General features: G+C 72.0%; 24 protein-coding genes. 13 read left to right on the top strand and 11 right to left on the bottom strand.

Features of this window, described 5'->3' with window-relative positions; translation table 11 throughout:
• Positions 1–98: 98 nt before the first annotated feature.
• Genes Q7L65_RS03835 through Q7L65_RS03825 form a run of 3 tightly spaced genes read left to right on the top strand, consistent with a single transcriptional unit; the run spans position 99 to position 4,271 of the window.
• Positions 99–1,160, top strand: a complete 1,062-nt coding sequence (locus tag Q7L65_RS03835; RefSeq protein WP_304718912.1) for a sigma-70 family RNA polymerase sigma factor — start codon at positions 99–101, stop codon at positions 1,158–1,160.
• A 15-nt stretch (positions 1,161–1,175) separates the two neighbouring features.
• Positions 1,176–2,846, top strand: a complete 1,671-nt coding sequence (locus Q7L65_RS03830) for an FAD-dependent oxidoreductase (RefSeq protein WP_304718911.1) — start codon at positions 1,176–1,178, stop codon at positions 2,844–2,846.
• A 6-nt stretch (positions 2,847–2,852) separates the two neighbouring features.
• Complete coding sequence (locus Q7L65_RS03825; protein ID WP_304718910.1) at positions 2,853–4,271, top strand: sensor histidine kinase; 1,419 nt, start codon at positions 2,853–2,855, stop codon at positions 4,269–4,271.
• A gap of 90 nt (positions 4,272–4,361) precedes the next feature.
• On the opposite strand, the gene Q7L65_RS03820 is transcribed toward Q7L65_RS03825, so the two are convergent.
• Together Q7L65_RS03820 and Q7L65_RS03815 are read right to left on the bottom strand one after the other, a co-directional pair.
• Positions 4,362–4,766, bottom strand: a complete 405-nt coding sequence (locus tag Q7L65_RS03820) for a BlaI/MecI/CopY family transcriptional regulator (protein WP_304718909.1) — start codon at positions 4,764–4,766, stop codon at positions 4,362–4,364.
• A 55-nt stretch (positions 4,767–4,821) separates the two neighbouring features.
• A complete protein-coding gene (locus Q7L65_RS03815; RefSeq protein ID WP_304718908.1) occupies positions 4,822–5,832 on the bottom strand; it encodes a M48 family metalloprotease in 1,011 nt (336 codons plus the stop codon).
• A gap of 221 nt (positions 5,833–6,053) precedes the next feature.
• Between Q7L65_RS03815 and Q7L65_RS03810 the strand changes: the two genes are divergently transcribed.
• The 4 genes from Q7L65_RS03810 (at position 6,054) to Q7L65_RS03795 (ending at position 10,163) form a co-directional block, all read left to right on the top strand.
• Positions 6,054–7,271 (top strand): acetyl-CoA C-acetyltransferase, encoded by a 1,218-nt coding sequence (locus Q7L65_RS03810; RefSeq protein WP_304718907.1) that lies wholly within the window; start codon positions 6,054–6,056, stop codon positions 7,269–7,271.
• Positions 7,272–9,467 carry a 3-hydroxyacyl-CoA dehydrogenase NAD-binding domain-containing protein gene (locus tag Q7L65_RS03805; RefSeq protein WP_304718906.1) on the top strand — a complete coding sequence of 732 codons (2,196 nt, stop codon included), beginning with the start codon at positions 7,272–7,274 and terminating at the stop codon, positions 9,465–9,467.
• Positions 9,468–9,509: 42 nt separating this feature from the next.
• Positions 9,510–9,734 carry a type IV toxin-antitoxin system AbiEi family antitoxin domain-containing protein gene (locus Q7L65_RS03800; RefSeq protein ID WP_304718905.1) on the top strand — a complete coding sequence of 75 codons (225 nt, stop codon included), beginning with the start codon at positions 9,510–9,512 and terminating at the stop codon, positions 9,732–9,734.
• A gap of 150 nt (positions 9,735–9,884) precedes the next feature.
• Entirely contained in the window at positions 9,885–10,163 is a 279-nt protein-coding gene (locus Q7L65_RS03795) for an endonuclease domain-containing protein (RefSeq protein ID WP_370552515.1), read from the top strand.
• 48 nt (positions 10,164–10,211) lie between these two features.
• Here Q7L65_RS03795 and Q7L65_RS03790 read toward each other — a convergent pair whose 3' ends face one another.
• Together Q7L65_RS03790 and Q7L65_RS03785 are read right to left on the bottom strand one after the other, a co-directional pair.
• Entirely contained in the window at positions 10,212–10,793 is a 582-nt protein-coding gene (locus tag Q7L65_RS03790) for a helix-turn-helix domain-containing protein (RefSeq protein ID WP_304718904.1), read from the bottom strand.
• Positions 10,794–10,859: 66 nt separating this feature from the next.
• Entirely contained in the window at positions 10,860–11,474 is a 615-nt protein-coding gene (locus Q7L65_RS03785) for a cytochrome c (RefSeq protein WP_304718903.1), read from the bottom strand.
• Positions 11,475–11,541: 67 nt separating this feature from the next.
• Between Q7L65_RS03785 and Q7L65_RS03780 the strand changes: the two genes are divergently transcribed.
• A complete protein-coding gene (locus Q7L65_RS03780) occupies positions 11,542–13,326 on the top strand; it encodes an FAD-dependent oxidoreductase (RefSeq protein WP_304718902.1) in 1,785 nt (594 codons plus the stop codon).
• 29 nt (positions 13,327–13,355) lie between these two features.
• Positions 13,356–13,862: a hypothetical protein gene (locus tag Q7L65_RS03775; protein ID WP_304718901.1), complete on the top strand. Its 507-nt coding sequence runs from the start codon at positions 13,356–13,358 to the stop codon at positions 13,860–13,862.
• A 112-nt stretch (positions 13,863–13,974) separates the two neighbouring features.
• On the opposite strand, the gene nhaA is transcribed toward Q7L65_RS03775, so the two are convergent.
• The 4 genes from nhaA to Q7L65_RS03755 all read right to left on the bottom strand — a co-directional run bounded on the left by nhaA (position 13,975) and on the right by Q7L65_RS03755 (position 17,095).
• Positions 13,975–15,852: a Na+/H+ antiporter NhaA gene (gene nhaA / locus Q7L65_RS03770; RefSeq protein WP_304718900.1), complete on the bottom strand. Its 1,878-nt coding sequence runs from the start codon at positions 15,850–15,852 to the stop codon at positions 13,975–13,977.
• 95 nt (positions 15,853–15,947) lie between these two features.
• Positions 15,948–16,223: a UBP-type zinc finger domain-containing protein gene (locus tag Q7L65_RS03765; protein ID WP_304718899.1), complete on the bottom strand. Its 276-nt coding sequence runs from the start codon at positions 16,221–16,223 to the stop codon at positions 15,948–15,950.
• Between the two features lie 64 nt (positions 16,224–16,287).
• Complete coding sequence (locus Q7L65_RS03760; RefSeq protein ID WP_304718898.1) at positions 16,288–16,590, bottom strand: GNAT family N-acetyltransferase; 303 nt, start codon at positions 16,588–16,590, stop codon at positions 16,288–16,290.
• 13 nt (positions 16,591–16,603) lie between these two features.
• The gene (locus Q7L65_RS03755) at positions 16,604–17,095 is read right to left on the bottom strand and encodes an Lrp/AsnC family transcriptional regulator (protein ID WP_304718897.1); all 492 of its coding nucleotides are present in this window, start codon (positions 17,093–17,095) and stop codon (positions 16,604–16,606) included.
• A gap of 127 nt (positions 17,096–17,222) precedes the next feature.
• On the opposite strand from Q7L65_RS03755, the gene Q7L65_RS03750 reads away from it, so the two are divergent.
• Positions 17,223–18,692 (top strand): aminobutyraldehyde dehydrogenase, encoded by a 1,470-nt coding sequence (locus Q7L65_RS03750; protein WP_304718896.1) that lies wholly within the window; start codon positions 17,223–17,225, stop codon positions 18,690–18,692.
• 11 nt (positions 18,693–18,703) lie between these two features.
• Positions 18,704–20,095, top strand: a complete 1,392-nt coding sequence (locus Q7L65_RS03745) for an aspartate aminotransferase family protein (RefSeq protein WP_304718895.1) — start codon at positions 18,704–18,706, stop codon at positions 20,093–20,095.
• Positions 20,096–20,145: 50 nt separating this feature from the next.
• On the opposite strand, the gene Q7L65_RS03740 is transcribed toward Q7L65_RS03745, so the two are convergent.
• Positions 20,146–20,586, bottom strand: coding sequence for a hypothetical protein (locus tag Q7L65_RS03740; protein WP_304718894.1), 441 nt, complete (start codon positions 20,584–20,586; stop codon positions 20,146–20,148).
• Positions 20,587–20,719: 133 nt separating this feature from the next.
• Here Q7L65_RS03740 and Q7L65_RS03735 point away from each other — a divergent pair, with 133 nt between their 5' ends.
• Entirely contained in the window at positions 20,720–21,136 is a 417-nt protein-coding gene (locus tag Q7L65_RS03735; RefSeq protein WP_304718893.1) for a response regulator, read from the top strand.
• Here Q7L65_RS03735 and Q7L65_RS03730 read toward each other — a convergent pair.
• A complete protein-coding gene (locus Q7L65_RS03730; RefSeq protein WP_304718892.1) occupies positions 21,072–21,809 on the bottom strand; it encodes a response regulator transcription factor in 738 nt (245 codons plus the stop codon). The two genes, Q7L65_RS03735 and Q7L65_RS03730, sit on opposite strands and share 65 nt — an antisense overlap.
• A gap of 133 nt (positions 21,810–21,942) precedes the next feature.
• On the opposite strand from Q7L65_RS03730, the gene Q7L65_RS03725 reads away from it, so the two are divergent.
• Positions 21,943–23,571, top strand: coding sequence for a histidine kinase (locus Q7L65_RS03725; protein ID WP_304718891.1), 1,629 nt, complete (start codon positions 21,943–21,945; stop codon positions 23,569–23,571).
• Here the strand turns inward: Q7L65_RS03725 and Q7L65_RS03720 are convergent.
• On the bottom strand, positions 23,550–25,016 hold the full coding sequence (locus Q7L65_RS03720) for an SDR family oxidoreductase (RefSeq protein WP_304718890.1): 1,467 nt from the start codon (positions 25,014–25,016) through the stop codon (positions 23,550–23,552). The genes Q7L65_RS03725 and Q7L65_RS03720 overlap by 22 nt on opposite strands.
• Positions 25,017–25,033 lie beyond the last annotated feature (17 nt).

Raw genomic sequence — 25,033 nt, 5'->3', positions numbered from 1 at the left:
AAGGCCGGACGTTTGGAGAAGACAGCCGGCGCCGCGCCGGGTAGCGTGCCGGCGATGAGCATTTCGTGCAACGGACGCGACGCGGGGAGGCCCGCGTCATGAGCACTTCGACGTCGCTTCGCGTCCGCGAGCACGAGCTGCTGAGCGCCGCGCGCGGCGGCGACGAGAACGCCTTCGGCCGCCTGGTCGAGCGCTACCGCGGCGAGCTGCACGCGCACTGCTACCGCATGCTCGGCTCCGTCCACGACGCCGAGGACGCGCTCCAGGACGCGCTGCTGCGTGCGTGGCGCGCGCTGCCGCGCTTCGAGGGCCGCAGCTCGCTGCGCTCGTGGCTCTACAGGATCGCGACGAACACCTGCCTCGACCTCGTTTCGCGGCGGCCCAAGCGCGTCGTGCCGATCGACTACGGCCCGCCCGCCGACGCGCGCCTCGGCCCCGGCGAGCCGCTGCTGGAGTCGGTCTGGATCGAGCCGTACCCGGACGAGGCCGTCGGGCTGACCGACGGCTTCGCGGCGCCGGCCGCGCGCTACGAGCAGCGCGAGGGCGTCGAGCTGGCGTTCGTCGCCGCGCTGCAGCACCTGCCGGCGCGCCAGCGCGCGGTGCTGATCCTGCGCGAGGTGCTGGGCTTCTCCGCGGCGGAGGTCGCGACCGCGATCGACACGAGCGTCCCGGCCGTCAACAGCGCGCTGCAGCGGGCGCGCAAGACGATCGACGACCACCTGCCGCAGCGCAGTCAGCAGGCGACGCTGCGCTCGCTCGGCGACGAGCAGCTGCGGGCGTTGGTGGAGGGCTACGTCGAGGCGTGGGAGCGCGGCGACGTCGAGGCGGTCGTGGCGATGCTGACGGCCGACGCGACGCTGACGATGCCGCCGATGCCGACCTGGTACCGAGGCGAGGGCGTGCGTACGTTTCTGGAGGAGTGGGCTTTCAACGGGCGCGCCTACGACGCCGTCGGCAGACGCCGCGTGCGCGTGCTGTCGACGCGGGCCAACGGCCAGCCGGCGTTCGCGACCTACAGCTGGCACCCCCAGCGCGGCGCGCACCTGCCGACGGTGCTGCAGGTGCTGACGCTGCGCGACGGTCGCATCGAGGAGATCTGCGGCTTCGTCACGCCGGCCGTCTTCGCCCGCTTCGGGCTGCCGGCGGAGCTGCCGGCGTAGTACCTTCAGCCGTACATGGCCGCTGACACTCCCGCATCCGAGCGCCGGCCGGTCATTCTCGCGGTCGACGACGAGCCCGCCGTGCTCGCTGCCGTCGCGCGTGACCTGCGTCGCGGCTTCGGCGAGCGCTTCCGCATCATGCGCACCTCCAGCGGCAGCGAGGCGCTCGAGGTCCTCGCCCAGCTGCGCACGCGCGGCGACCAGGTCGCGCTGCTGGTCGCCGACCAGCGAATGCCCGGCATGGAGGGGACCGAGTACCTCACGCAGGCGCGCGAGCTGGTCCCCGACGCCAAGCGCGTGCTGCTGACCGCCTACGCCGACACCGAGGCGGCGATCGCGGCGATCAACGAGGTCGCGCTCGACTACTACCTGATGAAGCCGTGGGACCCGCCGGAGGAGCAGTTCTTCCCCGTGCTGGAGGACCTGCTGACGACGTGGGAGTCCGGCGCCGCGCTCGACGCCGGCGGCGTGCGCGTGATCGGCCACCGCTTCTCGAAGGAGTCGCACGACCTGCGCGACTTCCTCGCGCGCAACCGCGTCCCCGCCCGCTGGATCGACGTCGAGCGCGACGACGAGGCCAAGCAGCTGCTGGAGATCGCCGGCGTGCCGCAGGACCGCCTGCCCGTGACGCTGCTGGAGGACGGCACGCTGCTGGAGCGCCCGTCGGTGCTGGAGCTGGCGGAGCGGCTCGGGATCGTCGGCGTGCCCGCCTCCGACCACTACGACCTCGTGATCGTCGGCGGCGGCCCCGCCGGGCTCGCGGCCGCGGTCTACGGCGCCTCCGAGGGCCTGCGCACGGCGCTGGTCGAGCGCGAGGCGCCCGGCGGCCAGGCCGGCATGTCGAGCCGGATCGAGAACTACCTCGGCTTCCCCGCAGGCCTGTCGGGCTCCGACCTCGCGCGCCGCGCCGCCGACCAGGCGCGCCGTCTCGGCGCCGAGCTGCTGACGATGCAGGACGCCGCCGCGCTGCGCGTCGAGGGCTCCGGCCGCTTCGTCGAGCTGACCGGCGGCGGCGAGCTGAGCGCGACGACGGTGCTGATCGCCTCCGGCGTCTCCTACCGCCAGCTCGACGCGCCCGGCTTCTCCGAGCTGACCGGCGCCGGCATCTACTACGGCGCCGCGCTGACCGAGGCGCGCTCGTGCAGAGACCAGCACGTCGTGATCATCGGCGGCGCCAACTCGGCCGGCCAGGCGGCGGTCTACTTCTCCGGCTACGCGAAGAAGGTCTCGATGCTGGTGCGCGGCGCGTCGCTGGAGTCGTCGATGTCGCACTACCTGATCGAGCAGCTGAGAGCGCTGCCGAACGTCGAGCTGCGGACCGGCACGCAGGCGGTCTCCGCCGAAGGCGACGACGGTCACCTCGCACGGCTGACGCTGCGCGCCGCCGACGGCAGCGAGACCGTCGAGGACGTCGATGCCTGCTTCGTCTTCATCGGCGCCGCGCCGCGCACCGACTGGCTGTCCGAGGTCGTCGCGCGCGACCCGCGCGGCTTCATCCTCGCCGGCCTCGACGCGAGAGCGAACGGCTGGCGGCTGGAGCGCGACCCGTACCTGCTGGAGACGAGCGTCCCGGGCGTGTTCGTCGCCGGCGACGTGCGCGCCCGCTCGATCAAGCGCGTCGCGAGCGCCGTCGGCGAGGGCTCGATGTCCGTCTCGCTCGTGCACGAGTACCTCGCGGAGGCGTGACCGGAGATGGGGAGCGAGATCACGATCCCCGTCACCGCCGCCGATCTGCGCCCGGTCGACCTGTTCGACGGGATCGACGACGAGCAGCTCGCGCGCTGGGCGGCGAGGGCGCGCGGCTGCACGATCCCGGCCGGCGAGATAGTCGCCGAGGCCGGTGAGGAGGCGTCGGGGCTGCACCTGATCCTCGCGGGCAGAATCGCGATCTTCCTCGTCCACGACGGCCACGCCGAACCGGAGGGGATGAACGTCGCGCCGACCTGGATAGGCGCGATCCCGTCGTTGACCGGCGGCTGGCACCGCGTCCGCATGCAGGCGCAGGGCGAGGTGCGGATGGCGACGATCGCCCGCGACGACTTCGTCGAGCTGGTGTTGCAGTCGCGGCCGGTCTTCGAGCGGCTGATGAGAACGATGCGGCCGGTCATCAGCCGCATCACGCAGCGCGAGTCCAACGCCGAGCGGCTGGCCTCGCTCGGCACGATGGCGGCCGGCCTGGCGCACGAGCTGAACAACCCGGCGGCGGCGGCCAAGCGGGCCGCCTCGGACCTCGCCGAGACGCTGGAGACGTTCGAGACGTTCGTCGGCAAGCTCGTCGAGGCGGGCGTCGAGCGCGAGGACGCGAAGCTCGTCGTCGGGCTCAAGGAGGAGCTGCAGAAGAGAGCGCGCGAATGCGAGCCGCTCAGCGCGGTCGAGGCGGCCGACGCCGAGGACGAGTTGCTGGACCGGCTGGAGGCGATCGGCGTCAGAGAGGCGTGGAGGGTCGCCGGCCCGCTCGCGACCGCCTGCGCCGACGAGGAGTGGCTGACGCGCACCGCCGCGGTCGCCGGCGACGTCGTCAACGAGGTGATCAGCTGGATCGCGGCGTCGCTGCAGGCGCACACGCTGGCGGAGGAGCTGGCCGAGTCGACCGACCGCATGAGCGAGCTCGTGAGGGCGATCAAGTCGTACGCCTTCATGGATCGCGGCGAGGTCGTCCAGGCGGACGTGCACGAGGGCCTCGACACGACGCTGATGGTGCTCAAGCACAAGGTCAAGCACACCTCGATCAACGTCGTGCGCGACTACGACAAGACGCTGCCGAGACTGATGATGCACGGCTCGGAGCTGAACCAGGTCTGGACCAACCTGATCGACAACGCGATCGGCGCGCTGGGGGAGACCGGCGAGATCACGATCACGACGCGCCGCGAGGGCGACTGCATCGTCGTCGCGATCGCCGACGACGGTCCCGGCATCCCGGCCGACATCGCCAGACGCATCTTCGACCCGTTCTTCACGACGAAGGAGGTCGGCAGCGGCACGGGCCTCGGCCTCGACGTCGCCCGTCGCATCGTCGTCGACCGCCACGGCGGCAGCCTCAAGGTCGACTCGGAGCCCGGCAGAACCGTGTTCCAGGTCTGGCTGCCGATCGAGCACAAGAAGAAGTAGGGCGGCGCTCGCGCTCGCGGCCGACCGTCGTCTGCTCCACGAACTCAGGCGTGGTTGCCGCACCCGGCTGACCGGGTCCGCCGCGAGCGGTCAGGCGTCGTCGCGGCGCCCGGCGAGCCGCTCCAGGCGCGCGCGGCGCTCGGGGTCCAGCTCGCCGACCTGGCGGGCGAAGTGGACGAGCGCGGCGTCGCCGTACTCGCCGACGAGCGCGTCGACCTCTGCGCGGGCGCGGATCGCGTGATACTGCTCGCGCGTGAGGGCGGCGCTGTAGCGGTCGCTGCGACCGTCGCGCCGGCGCACCAGCAGCCCCTTCGCGTGCAGTCGCACGAGCACGGTCATCAGCGTCGTGTACGCGCGCTGCTTGTCGTCGCGTCCGTTGAGCGCATCGAGCACCTCGCGCACCGACGTGTCCCCGCCGCAGGCCCAGACCTGCTCCAGCACCTCGCGCTCGAACCCGACGACGGCGGGCGGCTGCTGCTCGTCGGCTGCGCTCATCTGATGGACGGTACCGGGGCGGGCGGGTGGACGGCGCGAGCGGCGGCGCTGCGGCTCATATCGACGGCACCGGGGCCATCCGGCGCGGCGTGCGTGCCATCAGCGCGAACACCAGCAGCGCGGCCAGCGCGCAGGGGAGCGCGAGCACGGAGGCGAGGCAGACCTCGACGCCGAACGGGAACAGGTGCAGCGCGCGGCCGGTCATGTGCTCGACCGCCAGCACCGGGCAGGCGAGCACGAGCGCGAGCGTGCCGAGCGCGACCGCCAGCGCCCGCGACGGCTGGCGCCAGGGACGCTGGACGCCGGCGAGCGAGTCGACGCGCTCGGGATCGATCCGCAGCGGGCTGCGCTGGGCCTGCTCGAACGTCAGCAGCGCGTTCGCCAGCGGCCTCACGTCGCCGTCGCACGCGGCGACCGCCGCCGCGTCCGCGCGCAACTCCGCGACCGCCGCCTGCCGGGCGCTCAACGGCCGCAGCACCGGCAGGAAGAACAGCCCGCGCGCGACGACCTCCCCGCCCAGCCGCCGCAGCGGATCCCGCCGCCGCGCGTGCGCGGCCTCGTGGGCGAGCAGGGCGTGCAGGGGCTCGGGACAGCCGCGCCCGCCGCCTTCGCAGCGCGCGCCGCCCACGCCCGCGTCGCCGGCGTCCCCGTCCGTCCCGAACGCCGCCAGCGCCCCGCTCGTCACGTACACCCGCGGGTGCAGCAGGCCCGCGCAGAAGGCCGCTGGACGTGCGTCGTCGAGGACCGCGACGGCGATGCCACCGACGATCCGCGGCTGGGCGGCGGCGAGCAGCGGCCGCAGCCGCACCCTTGCGCGCGCGTGCGCCAGCAGCACGCCGAGCGTCCTCACCGAGACGACTCCGACGAGCAGCGCGAGCGCCGTCACGAGCGGCCATTCGAGCAGCAGGTGGACGAGCAGCGGCTCGTGATGGTGGTCGATCGCGTGCGCGGCGTCCTCGCCCAGCAGCATCGCCGCGAGCACCGCGGCGACCGCCGCCAGTGTCGCGACGACGCCCAAGAGGACGAGCAGCGCGTGCAGGCGCAGTGCGGTCGGACGATCGTGCACCCCGCGAAGGCTAATCCCCCGTCCCGCAAGGGCGGTGACGCAGCTGTGAAGGGTCAGCGGACGTGGCGCGCGGCATCGCGACCGGGTGTCCCGGACAGGCTCCTGCGGTATGAGTTCGACACGCAGTGCGCCGCTCGTGGCACGATATTGGTTGACTAGCCAATCAGCGTGTCCGTCCGGGCCGCCAGGCGCCTCACACGAGCCCAACCGAGGTAGGAGAAATGCCAAGCACCGAAGCACTGGTCTTCGACGCCATCCGCACACCACGCGGAAAGGGCAAGAGCAACGGTTCGTTGCACACGACCAAGCCGGTCGACCTCGTCGTCGGCCTGATGCACGAGCTGCTGTCGCGCAACGTCTCGCTCGATCCCAACCGGGTCGACGACGTCGTGCTCGGCTGCGTCACCCCGGTCGGCGACCAGGGCGCGGACATCGCCAAGACGGCCGCGATCAAGGCCGGCTTGCCGGACACGGTCGCCGGCGTGCAGCTGAACCGCTTCTGCGCGTCCGGCCTGGAGGCCGTCAACATCGCAGCGCAGAAGGTCGCCTCGGGCTGGGAGGACCTCGTCTTCGCCGGCGGCGTCGAGTCGATGTCGCGGATCCCGATGGGCACCGACGGCGGCGCCTGGGCGATGGATCCCGAGACCGCGTACGACACCTCGTTCGTCCCGCAGGGCATCTCCGCCGACCTGATCGCGACCGTCGAGGAGTTCAGCCGCGACGACGTCGACGCCTACGCCGTGCGCTCGCAGGAGCGCGCCGCCGCCGCGCAGGCCGCCGGCCGCTTCAACGACTCGGTCGTCCCGGTGCTCGACATCAACGACCACGTCGTGCTCGACCACGACGAGTTCATCCGCCCCGGCACGACGACCGACGCGCTCGGCAAGCTGAAGCCGTCGTTCGCCGTGATGGGCGACATGGGCGGCTTCGACGCCGTCGCGCTGCAGAAGTACCACTGGGTCGAGAAGATCGACCACGTCCACACGCCCGGCAACAGCTCCGGCATCGTCGACGGCGCCTCGCTGCTGGCGATCGGCAACGCGCAGACCGGCGCCGACCTCGGCCTCACGCCGCGCGCCCGGATCCTCGCGACGGCCGTCTCCGGCGCCGACCCGACGATCATGCTGACCGGCCCGGCGCCGGCGTCGAAGAAGGCGCTGTCGAAGGCCGGCATCACGGCCGACCAGCTCGACCTGATCGAGATCAACGAGGCGTTCGCCGCGGTCGTGCTGCGGTTCGTGCGCGACATGGACCTCGACATGGAGAAGGTCAACGTCAACGGCGGCTCGATCGCGATGGGCCATCCGCTCGGCGCGACCGGCGGCATGATCCTCGGCACGCTCATCGACGAGCTGCACCGCACGGGCGGCAGATACGGCCTCGCGACGCTCTGCGTCGGCGGCGGCATGGGCATCGCGACCGTCGTGGAGGCGATCTAGATGGCAGACGACAGCACGATCCGCTGGCAGCAGGACGCCGACGGCGTCGTCGTCCTGACGCTCGACGACCCGAATCAGGGCGCCAACACGATGAACGAGGCGTACGGCCGCTCGATGGCGGCCGCGGTCGACAGGCTCGAGGCCGAGAAGGAGTCGATCACGGGCGTGATCGTCACCTCCGGCAAGTCGACCTTCTTCGCCGGTGGCGACCTCAACAACCTCAGAGCGGTCACGCCGGACCAGGCGGAGGAGTTCTCCGTCTACCTGCGCGAGGCGAAGAGCCAGCTGCGCCGCCTGGAGACGCTCGGCAAGCCGGTCGTCGCGGCGATCAACGGCACCGCGCTGGGCGGCGGCCTGGAGATCGCGCTGGCGACCCACCACCGCGTGATCGTCGACGACTCCAAGATCCAGCTCGGCTTCCCGGAGGTCTCGCTCGGCCTGCTGCCGGGCGCCGGCGGCGTCGTGCGCACGGTCCGCATGCTCGGGATCGTCAACGCGATGATGACGCTGCTGCTGCAGGGCAGAAGAGTGCGCCCGGCGAAGGCGCTGGAGATCGGGATCGTCGACGAGCTGGTCGCGTCGAGAGACGAGCTGATCGGAGCCGCGAAGAAGTGGATCGCCGCGAACCCTGAGGCGCAGCAGCCGTGGGATGCGGACAAGAAGTACAAGATCCCGGGCGGCACGCCGTCGACGCCGTCGCTTGCGATGAACCTGCCCGCGTTCCCGGCGAACCTGAAGAAGCAGCTGAAGGGCGCCAACTACCCGGCTCCGAAGGCGATCATGGCGGTCGCGGTCGAGGGTGCGCAGGTCGACTTCGACAGCGCGCTGGAGATCGAGGGCCGCTACTTCGTCGCCCTCGCGACCGGTCAGGTCTCCAAGAACATGATCCAGGCGTTCTTCTTCGACCTGCAGCAGGTCAACGGCGACCGCGGCCGGCCGGCCGAGATCGAGCGCTACCGCGCGAAGAAGGCGGTCGTGCTCGGTGCAGGCATGATGGGCGCCGCGATCGCGTACGTGTGCGCGAAGGCGGGCATCGAGGTCGTCCTGAAGGACGTCGACCAGGCGGCGGCGGAGCGTGGCAAGGACTACTCCAAGAGACTGCTCGAGAAGGCCGTCTCGCGCGGGCGCTCGACGCAGGAGAAGGCCGACGCGCTGCTGGCGCTGATCACCCCGACGACCGATCCCGCCGCGGCGGCCGGTGCGGACCTCGTGATCGAGGCCGTCTTCGAGGACCCGGCCGTGAAGGCGAGCGTGTTCGCCGAGATCGAGCCGCATCTCGCCGAGGGCGCGCTGCTGGGCTCCAACACCTCGACGCTGCCGATCACGCAACTGGCCGAGGGCGTCTCGCGACCGGCCGACTTCATCGGCCTGCACTTCTTCTCGCCTGTCGACAAGATGCCGCTGCTGGAGATCATCAAGGGCGAGGCAACCTCGGACGAGACGCTCTACCGCGCCTTGGACGTCGCCAAGCAGATCAAGAAGACGCCGATCGTCGTCAACGACTCGCGCGGCTTCTTCACCTCGCGCGTGATCGGCACGTTCATCAACGAGGGCATCTCGATGCTGGTCGAGGGCGTCCCCGCCCCGACGATCGAGCAGGCCTCCTCGCAGGCGGGCTACCCGGCGCCGGTGCTGCAGTTGTCGGACGAGCTGAACCTGAAGCTGATGCGCAAGATCCGCAACGCCGCGAAGGCGGCGAACGAGGCGGGCGGATCGGGCTGGGACGACCACCCGTCCGAGACCGTGATCGACCGCATGCTCGACGAGTTCGACCGCCCCGGCAAGCTCGAGGGCAAGGGCTTCTACGAGTACGCCGACGGCAGACGCACGGGCCTTTGGAAGGGCCTGCGCGAAGCGTTCCCGCCGGTCGCCGACCCCTCGAAGATCTCGCTCAGAGACCTCGAGGAGCGGATGATGTTCATCGAGGCGCTCGAGACGGTCAAGTGCCGTGACGAGGGCGTGATCGAGTCGGTCGCCGACGCCAACATCGGCTCGATCTTCGGCATCGGCTTCCCCGCCTGGTCCGGCGGCGTCCTGCAGTACGTCAACGGCTACGAAGGCGGCCTCCCCGGCTTCGTCGCCCGAGCCCGCGAACTGGCCGCCACCTACGGCGACCGCTTCGACCCCCCGGCCTCCCTGGTCGAGGCGGCGGAGCGGGGCGAAACGTTCTCCGACAGCGTCCCGGCCACGGCGTAGCCATTCCTCCGCAGTCCGTCACGAACGCGCGTAGCGCCGTTCGTGGCGGGACTGCGAGGCTGGGCCCATGTCGTCGCGACCGCTCCTCCGGAGCGGCGGCTCGCGGATCTGGCAGATTGCCAGCACGGTGTGGTGAACCGGCGACAGCTCGGGGCCATCGGGTTCTCTCCGACGATGGTGCGAGACCGCCTGCAGCGCGGCTCACTCGTGAGACTCCACCGCGGCGTCTACGCGGTCGGGCACCGCCGGCTGCGTCCGCAGGACTGACGTGACGGTTTCCACCAAACGCGCTCCGATCGATGGCCTGCGCCTCCACCGCGCCGCCCTCCCCCAAGAAGACCTCACCACCATCGACGGCCTCCCCGTCACGACCCTCTCCCGGACCCTCGTCGACCTCGCCGGCACGGTCCCAGCAGCCTGGTCCGCCACCACGAGCTGCCGCGACCGCAGACCAACGCGATCGTCCACGGCAGAGAGGTCGACGCCTGGTGGCCGTCGGCCCGACTCGCGGTGGAACTGGACGGCTGGCAGGACCACGGCACCCGCCGTGCCTTCCAGAGAGACCGCGAGAAGGCGAACTCGCTGGCCGAGCGCGGCGTCACCCTGCTGCGCTTCACCCACCACGACACCGTCGACCGACCGGCCGCCGTGGCCGGGCAGATCTCACGGATGCTGGAGCGGGCGGCGTCTTCCTGAGGCGCGACCCACTCGAAGGGGGGCGCGAACGGGCCGCGCCGATGCTCCTCAGCCCGTCAGCCCCGGCAGCGTGCTGACGGCGCCGAGGGCGCCGCAGCCGAGTACGCGCGCGGGTTCGGTGCCGTCGTTGACGATCCGGAAGCGGCGGGCGGCGCGGACGTAGATCGTGTCGCCAGCGTTGAGCCTGACGGTCTCCTCGTCGGTCTCGATCGTGACCGAGCCGGCGATCACGTGGCTGAAGTGGTCGGTCGGGAGGGCCGTCGGCTCGCTCATCGCGGCGCCCGGCGCGTAGACCCACACCATCGGCACGAGCGGGCGGTCGTTGTCGGTCACGAGCAGGTATGCGTCTATGTGCTCGCCGGGCGAGTGGACGCGCAGTTCCTCGCCGCGGCGCACGACGTCCGACGGCGGTGCGGCGGGCTCGACGAGATCCGTCAGCGAGGCGCCGTAGATCTGCAGCAGCCGCATCAGGCGGTTCATCGCCAGGTCGGACTGGCCGCGCTCGACGAGCGACAGGAACGACGCGGACAGTCCCGCCTGCTCGGAGGCGGCCTTGATCGACAGGCCGCGTCGCTGGCGCAGTTCCCGCAGGCGCGGGCCGAGGGGTGGGTCGGTCAGGTCGCTCGTCATCGTCGCGGGACCATTCCCGCTGGCCGACAGGCTATCCGCCGGGGTCGACGCACGCGCCGGGATGCCTCAGGATCCCGCGGCTCCGGAGACGTACGCGGCGACCGCCTGGATCTGCTCGGGCGCGAGCGTGCCGTCGAACGAGGGCATCCCGCCGCCGCCCGCTCTGACCTTCGCGGCGACCGTCGCCTCGTCCGGCGCGAGGTCGTCGAGGTTCGGGCCGACGGAGCCGCTGGCACCGGCGTCGGCGAGCGTGTGGCAGCCGGCGCAGCTCTGCGTGAAGATCGCCTTGCCCTCGGCGGCATCGCCGCCGCCGCTCGCGGCGTCGTCACCGCCGCTGGCGTCGTCACCCGCGCTCGCATCGTCACCGGCAGCCGCGTCGCCGCCGCCGCTCGCGTCGTCGGAGCCGCCGGCCGCCTCGTCGCCGCCAGCGGAATCGGCCGTGCCGCCGCCCATCGCGCCGCCCGACGGTCTCCCGGGGGTCGACCCGTTCTGCGGGTTTCCGGGCAGCTCGGTCAGCGAGATCGTGCCGGTCTTCTCGTCGTCGCCACCGCAGGCGGCGAGGCCTGCGGACATGCCAAGACAGGCGCAGAGGACGGCGATCAGCTTGAGGGCACGGGACGGCATGGCGTTCTCTCTCCAGTCGAACGGGGTGCGCGGCTTGGCGCCGAAAAGACCGTACATGAGGCGTGCAAAATATGCGATAGTCGCTCCCGAGGAGCAGGCAAATTTGTGTAGCTGGGAGAGAGAGATGGCCGACGACGTGAACGCTGCGCAGCAGGGCTCGAGGGTTTCGCGGCGCTCGCTGCTGGCCGCGGCAGGTGCCGTCACCGGCGGTGCGGCGCTGGCGAGCATGCCGCGCGTCGCACGCGCCGCGGGGCGCTCGTTCGACGCGGAGGCCGACGTGATCGTCGTCGGCGGCGGTGGCGCGGCGTTCGCCGCCGCCGTGGGCGCAGCGCAGGCCGGCACCAGAGTGATGGTGCTGGAGAAGGCCCCCGCGATCGGCGGCACGACCGCCCGCTCCGGCGGCGCCTACTGGATCCCCAACAACCACCTGTTGCGCGGCAAGGGCGTCAACGACCCCAAGACCGAGGCCGTCAGACTGATGGCGCGGCTCGCGTACCCGACGGTCTACGACCCCGAGGCGCCGCTCTCCGGGCTCGACAGGTTCAGCCACGCCTCGCTGGAGGCGTACTACGACCGCGCACCCGAGGTCGTCGAGCGGATCGAGCGGATGGGCGTGCTGAGATCGCAGATCGCGGCGCTGCTCCCGACCCAGATCGCGACCGGCGGGATCGACTGGACGCACCCCGAGTACCACGCCGAGCTGCCCGAGAACAAGGCGCCGTACGGCCGCACGCTCAACCCGATCGGTTCCGAGGGCGGCGGTGGCGGCAGCCTCATGACCGGCCTGGCGACCTACGCGCGCAGAAAGGGCGTGAGAGTCCTCACCGGCCAGCACGTCGTGCAGATCGCGACCAACGCCAAGGGCGAGGTCGTCGGCGTGCAGGCGCAGACGCCCGACGGCGACCGCATGTACCGCGCGCGCCGCGCCGTCGTCTTCGGCACGGGCGGCTTCACGCAGGACCGCAGCAAGGTCATGAACTACCTGAAGGGCCCGATCTTCGGCGGCTGCGCGGTGCCGACCAACACCGGCGACTTCATCGACATGGCGACGCAGCTCGGCGCGCGGCTGGGCAACATGCGCAACGGCTTTTTCGTCCAGCACGTGCTGGAGCAGGCGCTGGCGAACTCGAGCGTCGTCGACGACCTCTGGATCCCGCCGGGCGACGCGATGATCATGGTCAACCGCTTCGGCGACCGCGTCTCGTCGGAGAAGACGCCGTACAACGAGCACACGCAGAGCCACTTCGTGTGGGACACGGTGCGGGCGGAGTACCCCAACCTCGTCCAGTTCATGATCTACGACGACACCGTCGCCAACGATCCGTACCAGGCGTACGGCGCGCCGTTCCCGAGACCGGGCACGACCGCTCCGTACGTGATCTCCGGCGCGACGATCCCGGAGCTGGCGCAGAACGTCGAGCGGCGCCTGGCGAGACTGCGCGGCAGCGTCTCGATCAACGGCGCGATCGGCCCGGACGTGCGGCTGTCGGACGGCTTCACGGCGAACCTGCAGCAGACGATCGATCGCTTCAACGGCTTCGCGCGGGCCGGCAGAGACGACGACTTCGGCCGCGGCTCGACGCCGATCCAGGTCTCGTGGGGCGGCGTGCGCCGCACAGGCAACACGAAGAACCCGACGATGTACCCGTTCGCCTCGTCGGGCCCGTACCACTGCATCCTGATCGGCGGCGGCACGCTCGACACCAACGGCGGACCGGTCGTCGACCCGTCGGGGCGCGTGCTGCACGTCAGCGGACGCCCGATCCCGGGCCTCTACGGCGCCGGCAACTGCGTCGCGTCGATCGCCGGCCAGGCCTACTGGTCGGCCGGCGGCACGCTCGGCCCGGCGATCACGTACGGCTTCACGGCCGGCGAGAACGCGATCGGCGAGCCGGAGAAGGCGGTCTGAACCGCGTGCACGAAGCGATCGGATCGGGCATGTCCGTCGCGTTGCTCGACCGTGCGGGGCTCGTCTACCGGCTGCAGGAGCCGGACGGCGAGCCCGCGAGCGGGACGACGATCGTGCTCGCGGGCACCGAGTCCGTCGCGCAGCAGCTCGACGCGCTCGCGTGCGAGCAGGCGCCGGGCAACCGCCGCATCACGCCCGAGCCGCTGCGCTTCCTCTACCTCGGGCGCGCGCACGTCGGGCGCCGCTGGTACGTGACGGGCCTTGATGGCGAGGTCGAGCCGGCGACGTTCGGCGATGCGCTCTACGCGCTCGAGCAGCTCGTGATCGGCGCGCACGAACAGTGGGGCGCGCCGCCGCTGCTGGTCGGCGAGGGTCAGGGCGGAGCGCTGGCGCTCGCGCTCGGGCAGCTGCTGCCCGAGCGCCTCGCGGGCGTCGTCGCGCGCGGCGCGGCACTGCCCGACGTGCCCGGCTGGAGACTGCCTGAACGGTCAGCCGCGGCCGACGCGCTGTCGGTGCGGCTGCTCGACGCGGCCTGACGGCCGTCGGCGCGCCACGCCCCGATGACCCGAGCCGCGGCATCGTGTCCGCGGCGCGCCGCGGACCTGGCACGGGGCCGCGGCATCGTTCCCGCGGCCCGACCCGCCGCCCCTAGCTCCCCCGGCACGCCTCGATCTCGGCGGCGAGCGTGTCGGCGTCGTATGCGCCGACGTGTCGTCTGTCGCCGACGAAGAAGGTCGGCGTGCCGCGGGCGCCGCTCAGCTCGGCGCTGATGACGTCCTCCTGCACGCGTCCGAGGTGGCGGCCGTCGCTGAGCGCGCGCGCCATCTCCTCGACGTCGATCCCGATCTTGCCGGCGTAGCCGAGCAGGTCCTCGAACTCGAGCTCGTTCTGGTGGTCGAACAGCTTGTCGTGCAGCTCCCAGAATCTGCCCTGCGCGCCCGCCTCCTCCATCGCCTGGGCGGCCAGCTCGGCGTGCGGGTGCACGTCGATGAGCGGCAGGTGACGGATCACGTAGCGCAGGTCGTCGCCGAAGCGTCTGCGCAGCTCGCGCACCATCCCGGTCGCGCGGCCGCAGAAGGGGCACTCGAAGTCGGCGAACTCGACCAGCGTCAGCGGCGCGTCGAGCGGGCCGCGGACGTGGTCGCGCGTGACGTCCAGCGGCGGGTCGAGGATCGTCGGCAGCCCGGCGCTGACCTCGCCGCGCAGGACCGCCGCGGCCTTGAACGCGATCCAGCCGACCGCGACCGCGAGCACGGCCGCCAGCAGCACGCCGATCTTCGCCTCGTCCTGCAGCTGCGGCGAGTCGAAGGCGAGGCCCGCGATCAGCAGCGAGACGGTGAAGCCGATCCCCGACAGCGCCGCGCCGCCGACGACCTGGCCCTTGCCGACGCCCTGCGGCAGCTTGCCCAGCCGCGCGGCTATCGCGCCGAGCGCGCCGGCCGAGATGCCGAGCATCTTGCCGCCGACGAGGCCGACGACGACCGCCCACGTGAGCGGCGAGGAGAGCGCGTCGGAGAGCGCCCCGCCGCGCAGGTCGACGCCGGCGTTGGCGAGCGCGAACAGCGGCACGATCACGAACCCGGTCCACGGGTGCAGCAGCTCCTGCAGCCGCTCGTTCGGCGAGATCGAGCGCGCGACGCTGCGGCCGGTGTCACGCGCGACGCTCGCCAGCGGCGACTGGCGGAAGGCGCGCGCTCTCGACGCCGCCTCCTCGACGCGCTCGCGCGACGGCGTGTAGGCGGTGATCAGCAGGCCTGCGGCCATGCCGGCGAGCGTGGGGTGCACGCCGGAGATCAGCGTCGCCAGCCACAGGCCGAGCCCGAGTACCGCGTACGCCGAACCGCGCCAGACGCGCAGCTCCGACAGCAGCGCGATCCCGACGAGGCAGCCGGCGGCGACCGCCAGCGCGACGAGGTCGATCGAGTCGGAGTAGACGATCCCGATCACCGAGATCGCGACGATGTCGTCGACGATCGAGAGCGTCAAGAGGAAGACGCGCAGCTGGGTCGGGCAGGCCGGGCCGACGATCGCCATCGCGCCGAGCAGGAACGCGGTGTCGGTCGCGATCACGATCCCCCAGCCGCCGCCGGCCTCGCCGCCGGGGGCGATCAGCAGGAACAGCAGCGCCGGCACGATCATGCCGCCGATGCCGGCGATCACCGGGATCGTCACGCGGCTGCGGTCGCGCAGCTCGCCGATCGACCACTCGCGTCGCACCTCCATGCCGATCACGAAGAAGAACAGCGCCATCAGGCCCTCGTCGAGCCAGTGGCGCAGGTCGAGGTCGAGGTCCCAGCTGCCGAGCGAGATCGCCAGGCTCGTGTGCCAGAGCGACTCGTAGGAGTCCGACAGCGGCGAGTTCGCCCACACGAGCGCGACGATCGTCGCGATCAGCAGCAGCCCCGCGCTGCCGGCCTCCGTCGTGATGAAATGGCGCAGCGGCCCGCCGAGCTGTCCGAGCAGCTGACGCTTCTTCGGCGTCGTCTGGTCGCCCGCGGCGGCGGGTGGAGCGGTCGTGGTCGCCACGCGTGGAGCCTAGTCGGTCAGGGAAGCGACGCGGCGGCGGGTCAGGCGGCGTCGCCAGAGCCGTGCGTCCCGCCGCGCGCCGGGCGCCGCGGCGCTCAGCCGGCCCGCAGCGTGAAGCCGATCTCGTCGATCGTGCACCACGACCAGACCTCGCCCGGCTCGGCGGAGCGCAGCAGCGGGTGGCCGGCGGCCGCGGCGTGCTTGGTCGCGTGTCTGCCGGGGGACGAGTCGCAGCAGCGGATCTCGCCGCAGGTGTGGCACATCCGCAGGTGGACCCACGTGCCGCCGACCGCGAGGCAGTCCTTGCAGCCTTCGATCGTGTCGGGCAGCTCGAGGAACTCGATCTGGTCCAGGTGGCTGCATTCGGCCATGGCGGGGCTCCTCGAAGAAGGTCGGCGGACGGTCCTGTAGTTCTACCCGACGCCTGAGCCTGGCTCAGAACTGGGAGCGCATGCTCGGTGCCACCAGCGCGACGAGGTCGGGATGTCTGCGCACATAGGCGGCGGCGAACGGGCACAGCGGGATCACGGTCTTGCCGTCGGCCTCGATCGCGGCGAACGTGCCGCGCACGAGCCGCCCGCCGACCCCTTCGCCCTCGTGCTCGACCGCCACCTCGGTGTGCGCGATGATCGTGCTCTCGCCCGCCGGCAGGTACTCGACGAACCCGAGCAGGTCGCCGTCGTCGCCGTGCAGCTCGTAGCGGTTGCGCGCGAGGTTCTTCGTCAGCTCGTCGCTCATGGGTGGAAGTGTGTCACTCCCGCCCGCGCAGGCGCCCGTGCTGGAAGCTCTGCTTCGCCAGCTTCAGGTAGACGAACGTGTTGGTCGCGACGACGCCGTCGAGCGTGCCGAGGCGCTCGGTCGTGTCGAGCAGGTGGGCGTGGTCGCGGCAGACCAACTCGACGAGCACGTCGAACTGGCCGGCGACGACGACGACGTAGCTGACCTCGGGCAGTTCGGCGAGCGCGTCGGCGACCGACTGCGAGCGGCCGCTCGTCGTGACGCCGACCATCGCCATCGCGTCGAAGCCGAGCGCGAGCGGGTTGGTGACGCCGACGACGTCGAGCACGCCGGCGTCGGAGAGGCGGTCGTAGCGGTTGCGCACGGTACCCTCGGCGACCGCGAGCGAGCGCGCGATCTCACGGAAGGAGGCGCGCCCGTCGGCCTGCAGCGCCTCGACGATCGCGCGGTCGAGGTCGTCGAGGACCGCGCTGCCGGCGATCGCCCCGCGTCTGCGGTCGTTCATCGGCTCGATCCTACTGACGTCCGCAGGCATTAGCGACATCCGCAGTAAAAACGCATACACAGTGCGGTTATCGCAGTGTAAGGTGGGTATAGGTACGCAAAGCGCAACCGCCTGGAGGAAGGCCGCCGTGGCTCAGACGACTCCCAGCACCCCGTTCCGCAACCTTGTCGGCGGCAAGCTGCTCGACGCCGTCGGCGGCGCCACGCGCGAGATCGTCAACCCCGCGACGGGCGCGACGATCGCGACCGTCCCCGAGGGCGACGGCGCCGACGTGCAGCGCGCCGTCGAGGCCGCGCTCGCCGCCAGGCGCGAGTGGAACGCGACGACCCCCGGCGAGCGCGCGACCGCGTTGCTGAAGCTGGCCGACACGATGGACGCTGCGACTGACGAGCTGGCGCAGCTCGAGTCGGCCAACACCGGCAAGCCGCTGCCGATGGCGAAGGACGAGGTGACCGCCTCCGCCGACCTGCTGCGCTTCTTCGCCGGCGCCGCGCGCACGCTCGAAGGCAAGTCCGCGGGCGAGTACATCAAGGGCTACACGTCGATGGTGCGGCGTGAGCCGATCGGCATCGTCGCCGGCATCGCGCCGTGGAACTACCCGCTCAACATGGCGGCGTGGAAGATGGGCCCGGCGCTGGCGGCCGGCAACGTGCAGATCCTCAAGCCCGCGGAGGGGACGCCGCTGTCGCTGCTGCGCTTCGCCGAGCTGGCGCACGCCTCCGGCGCGCTGCCCGACGGCGCGCTCGGCGTCGTCACCGGCGACGGCCCCAACGTCGGCGCCAAGCTGGTCGAGAACCGCGCCTTCGGGCTCGTCTCGCTGACCGGCGACGTGCGCACCGGCAAGACGATCGCGCGCGCCGCCGCCGACAACCTCACGCGCCTGCACCTGGAGCTGGGCGGCAAGGCGCCGATCGTCGTGCTCGACGACGCCGACCTCGAGCAGACGGTCGCGGCGATCCGCGTCGCCGGCTACTGGAACTCCGGCCAGGACTGCACCGCCGGCACCCGCATCATCGCGACGAGAGGCGTCTACGACCGCCTGCTGGAACGGCTCGTCCCGGCGATCGAGTCGCTGAAGGTCGGCGATCCCGCCGAGGGCGACCGGATCGAGATGGGCCCCGTCATCTCCGCCAAGCAGCAGCAGCGCGCGTTCGGCTTCCTCGAGCGCGCGACCGCCGCCGGCGCGCGGATCGTCACGGGCGGCGGCGGCGACGCGATCGGCCCGGCCGGCGGCTCGTTCGTCGCGCCGACGCTCGTCGCGGACGTGGCGCAGGACAGCGAGATCGTGCAGGACGAGGTCTTCGGCCCGGTCGTCACGATCCAGCGCGTCGACGACTACGAGCAGGCGCTCGCGTACGCGAACGACTCGCGCTACGGCCTCGCCGCCTCCGTCTTCACCGAAAGCGTCGGCCGCGCGATGGACGCCGCGCGACAGCTGCAGTTCGGCTGCGTGTGGGTCAACGACCACCTCACCCCGATCACGAGCGAGATGCCGCACGGCGGCTTCAAGGAGTCCGGCTACGGCAAGGACATGTCGACCTACTCGCTCGAGGACTACACCCAGATCAAGCACGTCGCCGTGCGGATCGGACTCTGAAACGGAAGCTCATGACAGCGACAGCGAACGACCCCACCGGCATCGACCTCCAACAGGCGGCGCGCGACCACCTCTGGATGCACTTCACGCGCATGGGCGCGTACGGCGCCGACCATCCCGTCCCGATCATCGCGCGCGGCGAGGGCTGCTACCTCGAGGACTCAGGCGGCAAGAGATACCTCGACGCGCTCGCGGGCCTCTTCGCGGTCCAGGTCGGCTACTCCTACGGCGACGAGATCGGCGAGGCCGCGGCCGCGCAGATGCGCGAGCTGCCGTTCTACACGAACTGGTCCTACGCGCACCCGCGCGCGATCGAGCTGGCGAAGCGGATCGCCGACCTCGCCCCGGGCGACCTCAACCGCGTCTTCTTCACCAGCGGCGGCGCCGAGTCGGTCGAGGGCGCGTGGAAGCTTGCGCGTCAGTTCCACACCGCCAACGGCGAGCGCCGCTGGAAGGCGATCGGCCGCGACATCGCCTACCACGGCACCTCGATGGGCGCGCTCTCGATCACCGGCGTGCCGGGCCTGCGCCAGCCGTTCGAGCCGCTCGTGCCGCAGGTCGCGCACGTGCGCAACACGAACCGCTTCCGCCGCCCCGCCGACGAGAGCGAGGAGCAGTTCACGCAGTTCCTGCTCGACGACCTCGAGCACCGCATCCACTCCGAGGGCCCGGACACGATCGCGATGGTGATCATGGAGCCGGTGCAGAACTCCGGCGGCGCGTTCACGCCGCCGGCCGGCTACTTCGCGGGCGTGCGCGCGCTCTGCGACGAGCACGGGATCCTGCTGTGCGCCGACGAGGTGATCACCGGCTTCGGGCGCATCGGCGACTGGTTCGCCTCCGCGCGCTACGACATCAGACCGGACATCATCACCTGCGCGAAGGGCCTCTCCAGCGCATACGCCTCGATCGGCGCCGTGATCGCGTCGGACCGCATCGCCGAGCCGTTCCAGCAGGGCGACGCGACGTTCATGCACGGCGTCACCTTCGGCGGCCACCCGGTGCAGGCGGCGATCGCGCTGAAGAACCTCGAGATCATGGAGCGCGAGCAGCTGCCGCAGACGGTCCGCGCGACCGAGGACGCGTTCAGAGCGACGCTCGCGCAGCTGCTGGAGCTGCCGATCGTCGGCGACCTGCGCGGCACCGGCTACTTCTACGCGCTGGAGCTGGTGAAGGACAGCGAGACGAACGCGACCTTCACGGAGGAGGAGTCGGAGAGACTGCTGCGCGGCTTCCTCTCCGAGCGGCTCTACGACGCCGGCATCATCTGCCGTGCGGACGACCGCGGCGACCCGGCCGTGCAGATATCGCCCCCGCTGGTCGCCGGCCAGCAGCAGTTCGACGAGATCGTGACGATCCTCGGCGAGGTGCTGACCGAGGCGAGCAGACTCGTCGGGCACTGATCGGCTGACCTGATCGGCGCGCCGGCAGCGGCCGGCGCGCCGCGAAGGGCTCAGGCCAACTCGTCCTGCGGGCCGCCGTGGACCGCGAGGCCGTAGATGATCAGGATGTCGACGGCGAACAGCGCCAGCGACAGGAACGGGTAGGCCGGCAGCATCAGCAGCTGCGCGATCGCGTTCAGTCCCGCGAAGCCGATCCCGAGCCAGGTCGCGAAGCCGTTGCGGGCCCAGATGCCGAACGCCGCCAGCATCTGCACAGCACCCGTCAGCGTCACGATCCAGCCCCACGTGCTGAGGCTGCCGAAGATGTAGCGCGTGTCGTTGATGAAGAAGTTCGCATCGCTGATCGCGCCGATGCCGTAGATGATGTTGAGCGCCGCGACCATCAGCAGCATCGTCCCGGCGAAGACGACCCAGCCGGTGCCGGTGTGCGTGGAGACGACGGCGTCTGAACGGCTCGGGGCGGGAACTCCGCCCGCCGCGTGAACTCCCATGGTTCCTCCTCGGATCTGGAGCGGAGTCAGAACCGTCCCACCGCCCGCGCCGTCGCGCCAAGGGTGCGCTCACCACACGCGGACACCGGCATGCACCACTGCGCACCACGCGCGCGCGGGAGATGATCGGGCGATGGTCCGCACGCACCACGACGTCGGCGTGATGACCGTCGACGATCAGGCGGCGTTCCGCAGCGCGGCCCGCGCGGTCGTGCAGGCGACGCGCGGCTTCCGCACGCTCGCCGAGGCGGCGTCGGCAAGCGAGGCGCTGGCGGCGTTGGAGCGGGTCACGCCGCAGTTGGTGCTGATGGACGTGCGGATGCCCGGCGGCGACGGCGTCGAGGCGACGCGCCGGCTGCTGGCGCGGCGGCCGCGCACCGTCGTGATCCTCGTCTCTTCCGGCGCGCCGGATCAGCTGCCGGCCGACGCCGAGACCTGCGGCGCGGCCGCGGTGCTCGCGAAGCAGGATCTGCGGCCGTCCAAGCTCATGGAGCTGTGGCGGCGCCACCGGCCTGATTCGTCGCCGCGAGGTAGATCAGCGTCGCCTTGACGCGGCGGCTGACGTCGTCGGCGAAGCTGAGGCCGAGCTTCAGGAAGATCGCGTTGATGTGCTTCTCGATCGCGCGCTTGGTCAGCACGAGGTCGGCGGCGATCCGCGCGTTGCTCTTGCCCATCGCGATCTGCCCGAGGATCTCCAGCTCGCGCGGCGACAGCTCCGCCAGCGGCGAGTCCTGCGCGCGCGCCTCGCCCGCGAGGATCGCCTCGATCACCTTCGCGTCCATGAACGCGCCGCCGTGCGCGACCGCGTCGATCGCCGTCACCAGCTCGCGGCGATCGTGGACGCGCTCCTTCAACAGGTAGGCGCGGCCGTCGGCGCCCTGCGCCAGCAGCGCGCGCCCGAACGACGGGTCGGCGTACTGGCTCAGCACGACGACGCCGATCTCGGGGTGGCTGAGGCGCAGCTCGTCGGCGACCTGGATGCCCTCGTCGGCGTGGTCGGGCGGCATCCGGATGTCGGTCACGACGACCGCCGGGCGCTCGCGCTCGACCGCCTCCAGCAGCGACGCGCGGTCGGCGCAGACCGCCGCGACCTGCAGGTGCGGCTCCTCCGCGAGGATCCGCGCGACCGCCTCGCGCACGAGGTAGCTGTCGTCCGCCAGCACGACGCGGATCGGCGCGTCGTCGTCGATCTGCTCGCGTTCCGGTGCGATGCGGCCAGACATCGTCCTCCTGTCCGTGCGGGCGCTCGACGGCCAGTCAATCACCTTTCCGGTCTCAAAGTGGTGTGTAAGGGGTTGGCGACGCGCCCCCGGCGTGGGAAGGTGGGAAGGAAAGCAACGTCAGCCGGGCCAGGCCATGACGACGACCCCCTATCAGCGATCCGACGCGACCGCGCTGCCGCGGCCGCGGCTGTTGCGCCGGGCGACCTCCGCGCGCAGCCTTCACGTGCCGCAGCCGACCCCGCGGCTGCTCGTGCCGCTGGCCCTCGCCGGCGCCGCCGCGGCGCTCGCCGCCGCGCTGCTGGGCGCCGGCAGCAGCGTCTTCGCCGACCCGCTGCCGAACGCCGCGGTGCGCGCGGTCGCGATCGCCTCGTGGGTCGGGATCGGCCTGCAGACGTGGCGGCTGCGCCCGGCCAGCGGGCTCGGGCTGCTGCTCGTCGTCGGCGGCTTCGCGTTCGCGGCGACGACGCCGATGGCGCTCACCTCGCCGGCCGCGTTCACGCTCGGGCGGCTGGCGTGGGTGCCGTTCGCGGTGGTGCTCGTCTACGTGATGCTGGCGTTCCCGCACGGGCGCGTCGAACGGCGCTCGACGGAGCTGGCGTTCCGCGGCGCGGTGGCGGCGATCGCGCTGATGTGGATCGTGCTGCTGCTGGGCGGGCGCGACCTGCCGCTGGGCGGGATCCTGACACGCTGCGACGGCACCTGCCCGGCGAACCCGTACGGCGTCTTCGGGCTCGGCGAGTCGTTCGCCGCCACGCTCGCCGACGTCGCCGCATTGGCGACCAACGCGCTGATCCTGACCGTCGCGGTGCTGCTCGCGCGCCGTGCGCTGGCCGAGCGCGGGCTGCAGCGCGCCGCGCTGGAGATCCCGTACGCCTGCCTGTTCGTGTTCGCCGCGTCGGTCGCGCTGTCGGGCGCGCTGCGGGTCAGCGGCGGCGACGACCCGTTGGCGCTCGCGGTCGGCTGGCTGAGCGTCGTCTCGGGCCTGCTGGTGCCATGGGCCCTGCTGGCCGGCCAGGTGCGCGGGCGGCTGATCGAGAGCACGCTGCTGGAGCGCCGCAACATCGCGCTGGAGGGCGAGCTGCAGGCGACCGCGCGCGAGCTGCGCGCCTCACGCGCACGGATCTTCGCGGCCGGCGCCCAGGAGCGCCGGCGGATCGAGCGCGACCTGCACGACAGCGGGCAGAACCGGCTCGTCGCGCTGCGGATCAAGCTCGGGCTGGCAGCCGACGAGGCGCGCGCCGCGGGCGCGCCGGAGCTGCGCGACGAGCTGGTCGCGCTCGGCGAGGAGGCGCAGGACGCGCTCGACGCCGTGCGCGCGATCGCCCACGGGATCTACCCGTCGCTGCTGGCGACGCGCGGGCTCGCCGCGGCGCTGGAGGCGGAGGCGCAGGAGTCGCTGCTGCCGGTCCAGGTGCACTGCGGGACGGCTGTCTGCCGCAGCTCGCCCGACGTCGAGGCGGCCGTCTGGTATTGCTGCCTGGAGGCGATCCAGAACGCCTGCAAGCACGCCGGCGCCGGCGCGCGCGTGGCGGTGCGGCTGGAGTGCGTGGCGGGGCGGATCGACTTCGTCGTCGCCGACGACGGTGGCGGCGTCACGCCCGAGCAGCTGGCGGCGGGCAGCGGTCTGACGCACATGCGCGACCGCGTCTTCGCGGTCGGCGGGTCGCTGGAGGTGACGAGCGCGCCGAGCACCGGGACGCTCGTGCACGGCAGCGCGCCGTGGCCGGCGCGGCCGGGCCGCTACCAGGGCGACTTGGCGTAGTCCTTCAGGAAGATCCCGTGCAGGTCCTCGCCGAGCTCGCCGCGGACGATCGGGTCGTAGACGCGGGCGGCGCCGTCGACCAGGTCCAGCGGCGCGTGGAAGCCCTCGTCGGCGAGCCGCATCTTCGTCGGGTGCGGGCGCTCGTCGGTGATCCAGCCGGTGTCGACGGCGGTCATCAGGATCCCGTCCTGCTCCAGCATCTCGTTCGCGCTGGTGCGGGTCATCATGTTCAGCGCGGCCTTCGCCATGTTCGTGTGCGGATGGCCCGGACCCTTGTAGCCGCGGCTGAACTGGCCCTCCATCGCCGACACGTTGACGACGTACTTGCGCCGCGCGGGCGACGCCGCCAGCGCGCGCCGCAGGCGGCTGACGAGGATGAACGGCGCGGTCATGTTGCACAGCTGCACTTCCAGCAGCTCGGTCGGATCGACCTCCTCGACCGTCTGTATCCAGCTGTTGGTGCCGTGCAGGTCGGGCACGAGGCCGCCGGCGTCGATCGCCTCGCCGACCGCGACGCGGTCCATCGAGGCCGACTTCGCCGTCAGCGCCAGCGCGGTCAGCGCGTGGGGGGTGGGGGCCCAGTGCTGGCCGGACTCGATCCCCGACGGCAGCGACGTCGGGCGGGCGCTCGTGACCTGGCCGAACGTGACCAGCTCTGGCAGCTCGCCCGCGGGCAGCGGCGCGCGCTCGGCCTCGACCAGCGGCGCGTACGCCTCCGGCGAGCGGCGGACCGTCTGCGCGGCGTTGTTGATGAGGATGTCGAGCGGGCCCTGCTCGGCGACGCTGTCGGCGAGCGCGATCACCTGCGACGGGTCGCGCAGGTCGATCCCGACGACTCTCAGCCGGTGGATCCACTCGTCGCTGTCCTCCATCGCCTTGAAGCGGCGGATCGCGTCGTTGGGGAAGCGCGTCGTGATCGTCGTGTGGGCGCCGTCGCGCAGCAGTCGCAGCGCGATGTACATGCCGATCTTCGCGCGCCCGCCGGTGAGCAGCGCGCGGCGGCCGGTGAGGTCGGTGCGCGCGTCGCGGCGCTGGTGGTTTCTCGTCGCGCAGTCGGGACAGAGCTGGTGGTACCAGGCGTCGACCTCGGTGAAGTGCTCCTTGCAGACGTAGCAGGCGATCGACTCCAGCAGCGTGCCGGCGCTCGCGCCGCGGGCGGCGGTCTTGAGCGGCAGGCCGGCGGTCTCGTCGTCGATGCGGCCGGGCGCGCCGGTCGCGGTCGCGTGCACGATCGCGCGGTCGTGCGCGAGGATCGCGTCGCGGCGCTCGCGCTTGCGCGTCTTCTTGACGGTCTTGTAGATGCTCGCCGTCGCGCGCTGGACCGCCAGCGCGTCGGGGTGCTCGAGCGGAAGCCGCTCGACCTCTGCCAGGACCGCCAGCGCCGCCTCCAGCCGCGCCGGGTCGATGCCCGCCGCGGGGCTCTGCTGGTCGTCTTCGTGCTGCATGCTCGCGCTCTAGGGTA

The organism is Conexibacter sp. CPCC 206217 (genome assembly GCF_030646165.1).
GTDB lineage: Bacteria > Actinomycetota > Thermoleophilia > Solirubrobacterales > Solirubrobacteraceae > Conexibacter.
The sequence above is the reverse complement of the archived record's forward strand: the minus strand, read 5'-3'. Positions and strand labels throughout refer to the sequence as shown.

Coding starts and splice junctions, on each gene's coding strand:
- Q7L65_RS03830 (WP_304718911.1), top strand. CDS start 1,176: ATGGCCGCTGACACTCCCGCATCCGAGCGCCGGCCGGTCATTCTCGCG.
- Q7L65_RS03810 (WP_304718907.1), top strand. CDS start 6,054: ATGCCAAGCACCGAAGCACTGGTCTTCGACGCCATCCGCACACCACGC.
- Q7L65_RS03725 (WP_304718891.1), top strand. CDS start 21,943: ATGACGACGACCCCCTATCAGCGATCCGACGCGACCGCGCTGCCGCGG.
- Q7L65_RS03735 (WP_304718893.1), top strand. CDS start 20,720: ATGGTCCGCACGCACCACGACGTCGGCGTGATGACCGTCGACGATCAG.
- Q7L65_RS03760 (WP_304718898.1), bottom strand. CDS start 16,590: ATGAGCGACGAGCTGACGAAGAACCTCGCGCGCAACCGCTACGAGCTG.
- Q7L65_RS03835 (WP_304718912.1), top strand. CDS start 99: ATGAGCACTTCGACGTCGCTTCGCGTCCGCGAGCACGAGCTGCTGAGC.
- Q7L65_RS03765 (WP_304718899.1), bottom strand. CDS start 16,223: ATGGCCGAATGCAGCCACCTGGACCAGATCGAGTTCCTCGAGCTGCCC.
- Q7L65_RS03745 (WP_304718895.1), top strand. CDS start 18,704: ATGACAGCGACAGCGAACGACCCCACCGGCATCGACCTCCAACAGGCG.
- Q7L65_RS03740 (WP_304718894.1), bottom strand. CDS start 20,586: ATGGGAGTTCACGCGGCGGGCGGAGTTCCCGCCCCGAGCCGTTCAGAC.
- Q7L65_RS03720 (WP_304718890.1), bottom strand. CDS start 25,016: ATGCAGCACGAAGACGACCAGCAGAGCCCCGCGGCGGGCATCGACCCG.
- Q7L65_RS03785 (WP_304718903.1), bottom strand. CDS start 11,474: ATGTACGGTCTTTTCGGCGCCAAGCCGCGCACCCCGTTCGACTGGAGA.
- Q7L65_RS03805 (WP_304718906.1), top strand. CDS start 7,272: ATGGCAGACGACAGCACGATCCGCTGGCAGCAGGACGCCGACGGCGTC.
- Q7L65_RS03825 (WP_304718910.1), top strand. CDS start 2,853: ATGGGGAGCGAGATCACGATCCCCGTCACCGCCGCCGATCTGCGCCCG.
- Q7L65_RS03730 (WP_304718892.1), bottom strand. CDS start 21,809: ATGTCTGGCCGCATCGCACCGGAACGCGAGCAGATCGACGACGACGCG.
- Q7L65_RS03775 (WP_304718901.1), top strand. CDS start 13,356: ATGTCCGTCGCGTTGCTCGACCGTGCGGGGCTCGTCTACCGGCTGCAG.
- Q7L65_RS03755 (WP_304718897.1), bottom strand. CDS start 17,095: ATGAACGACCGCAGACGCGGGGCGATCGCCGGCAGCGCGGTCCTCGAC.
- Q7L65_RS03820 (WP_304718909.1), bottom strand. CDS start 4,766: ATGAGCGCAGCCGACGAGCAGCAGCCGCCCGCCGTCGTCGGGTTCGAG.
- Q7L65_RS03790 (WP_304718904.1), bottom strand. CDS start 10,793: ATGACGAGCGACCTGACCGACCCACCCCTCGGCCCGCGCCTGCGGGAA.
- Q7L65_RS03780 (WP_304718902.1), top strand. CDS start 11,542: ATGGCCGACGACGTGAACGCTGCGCAGCAGGGCTCGAGGGTTTCGCGG.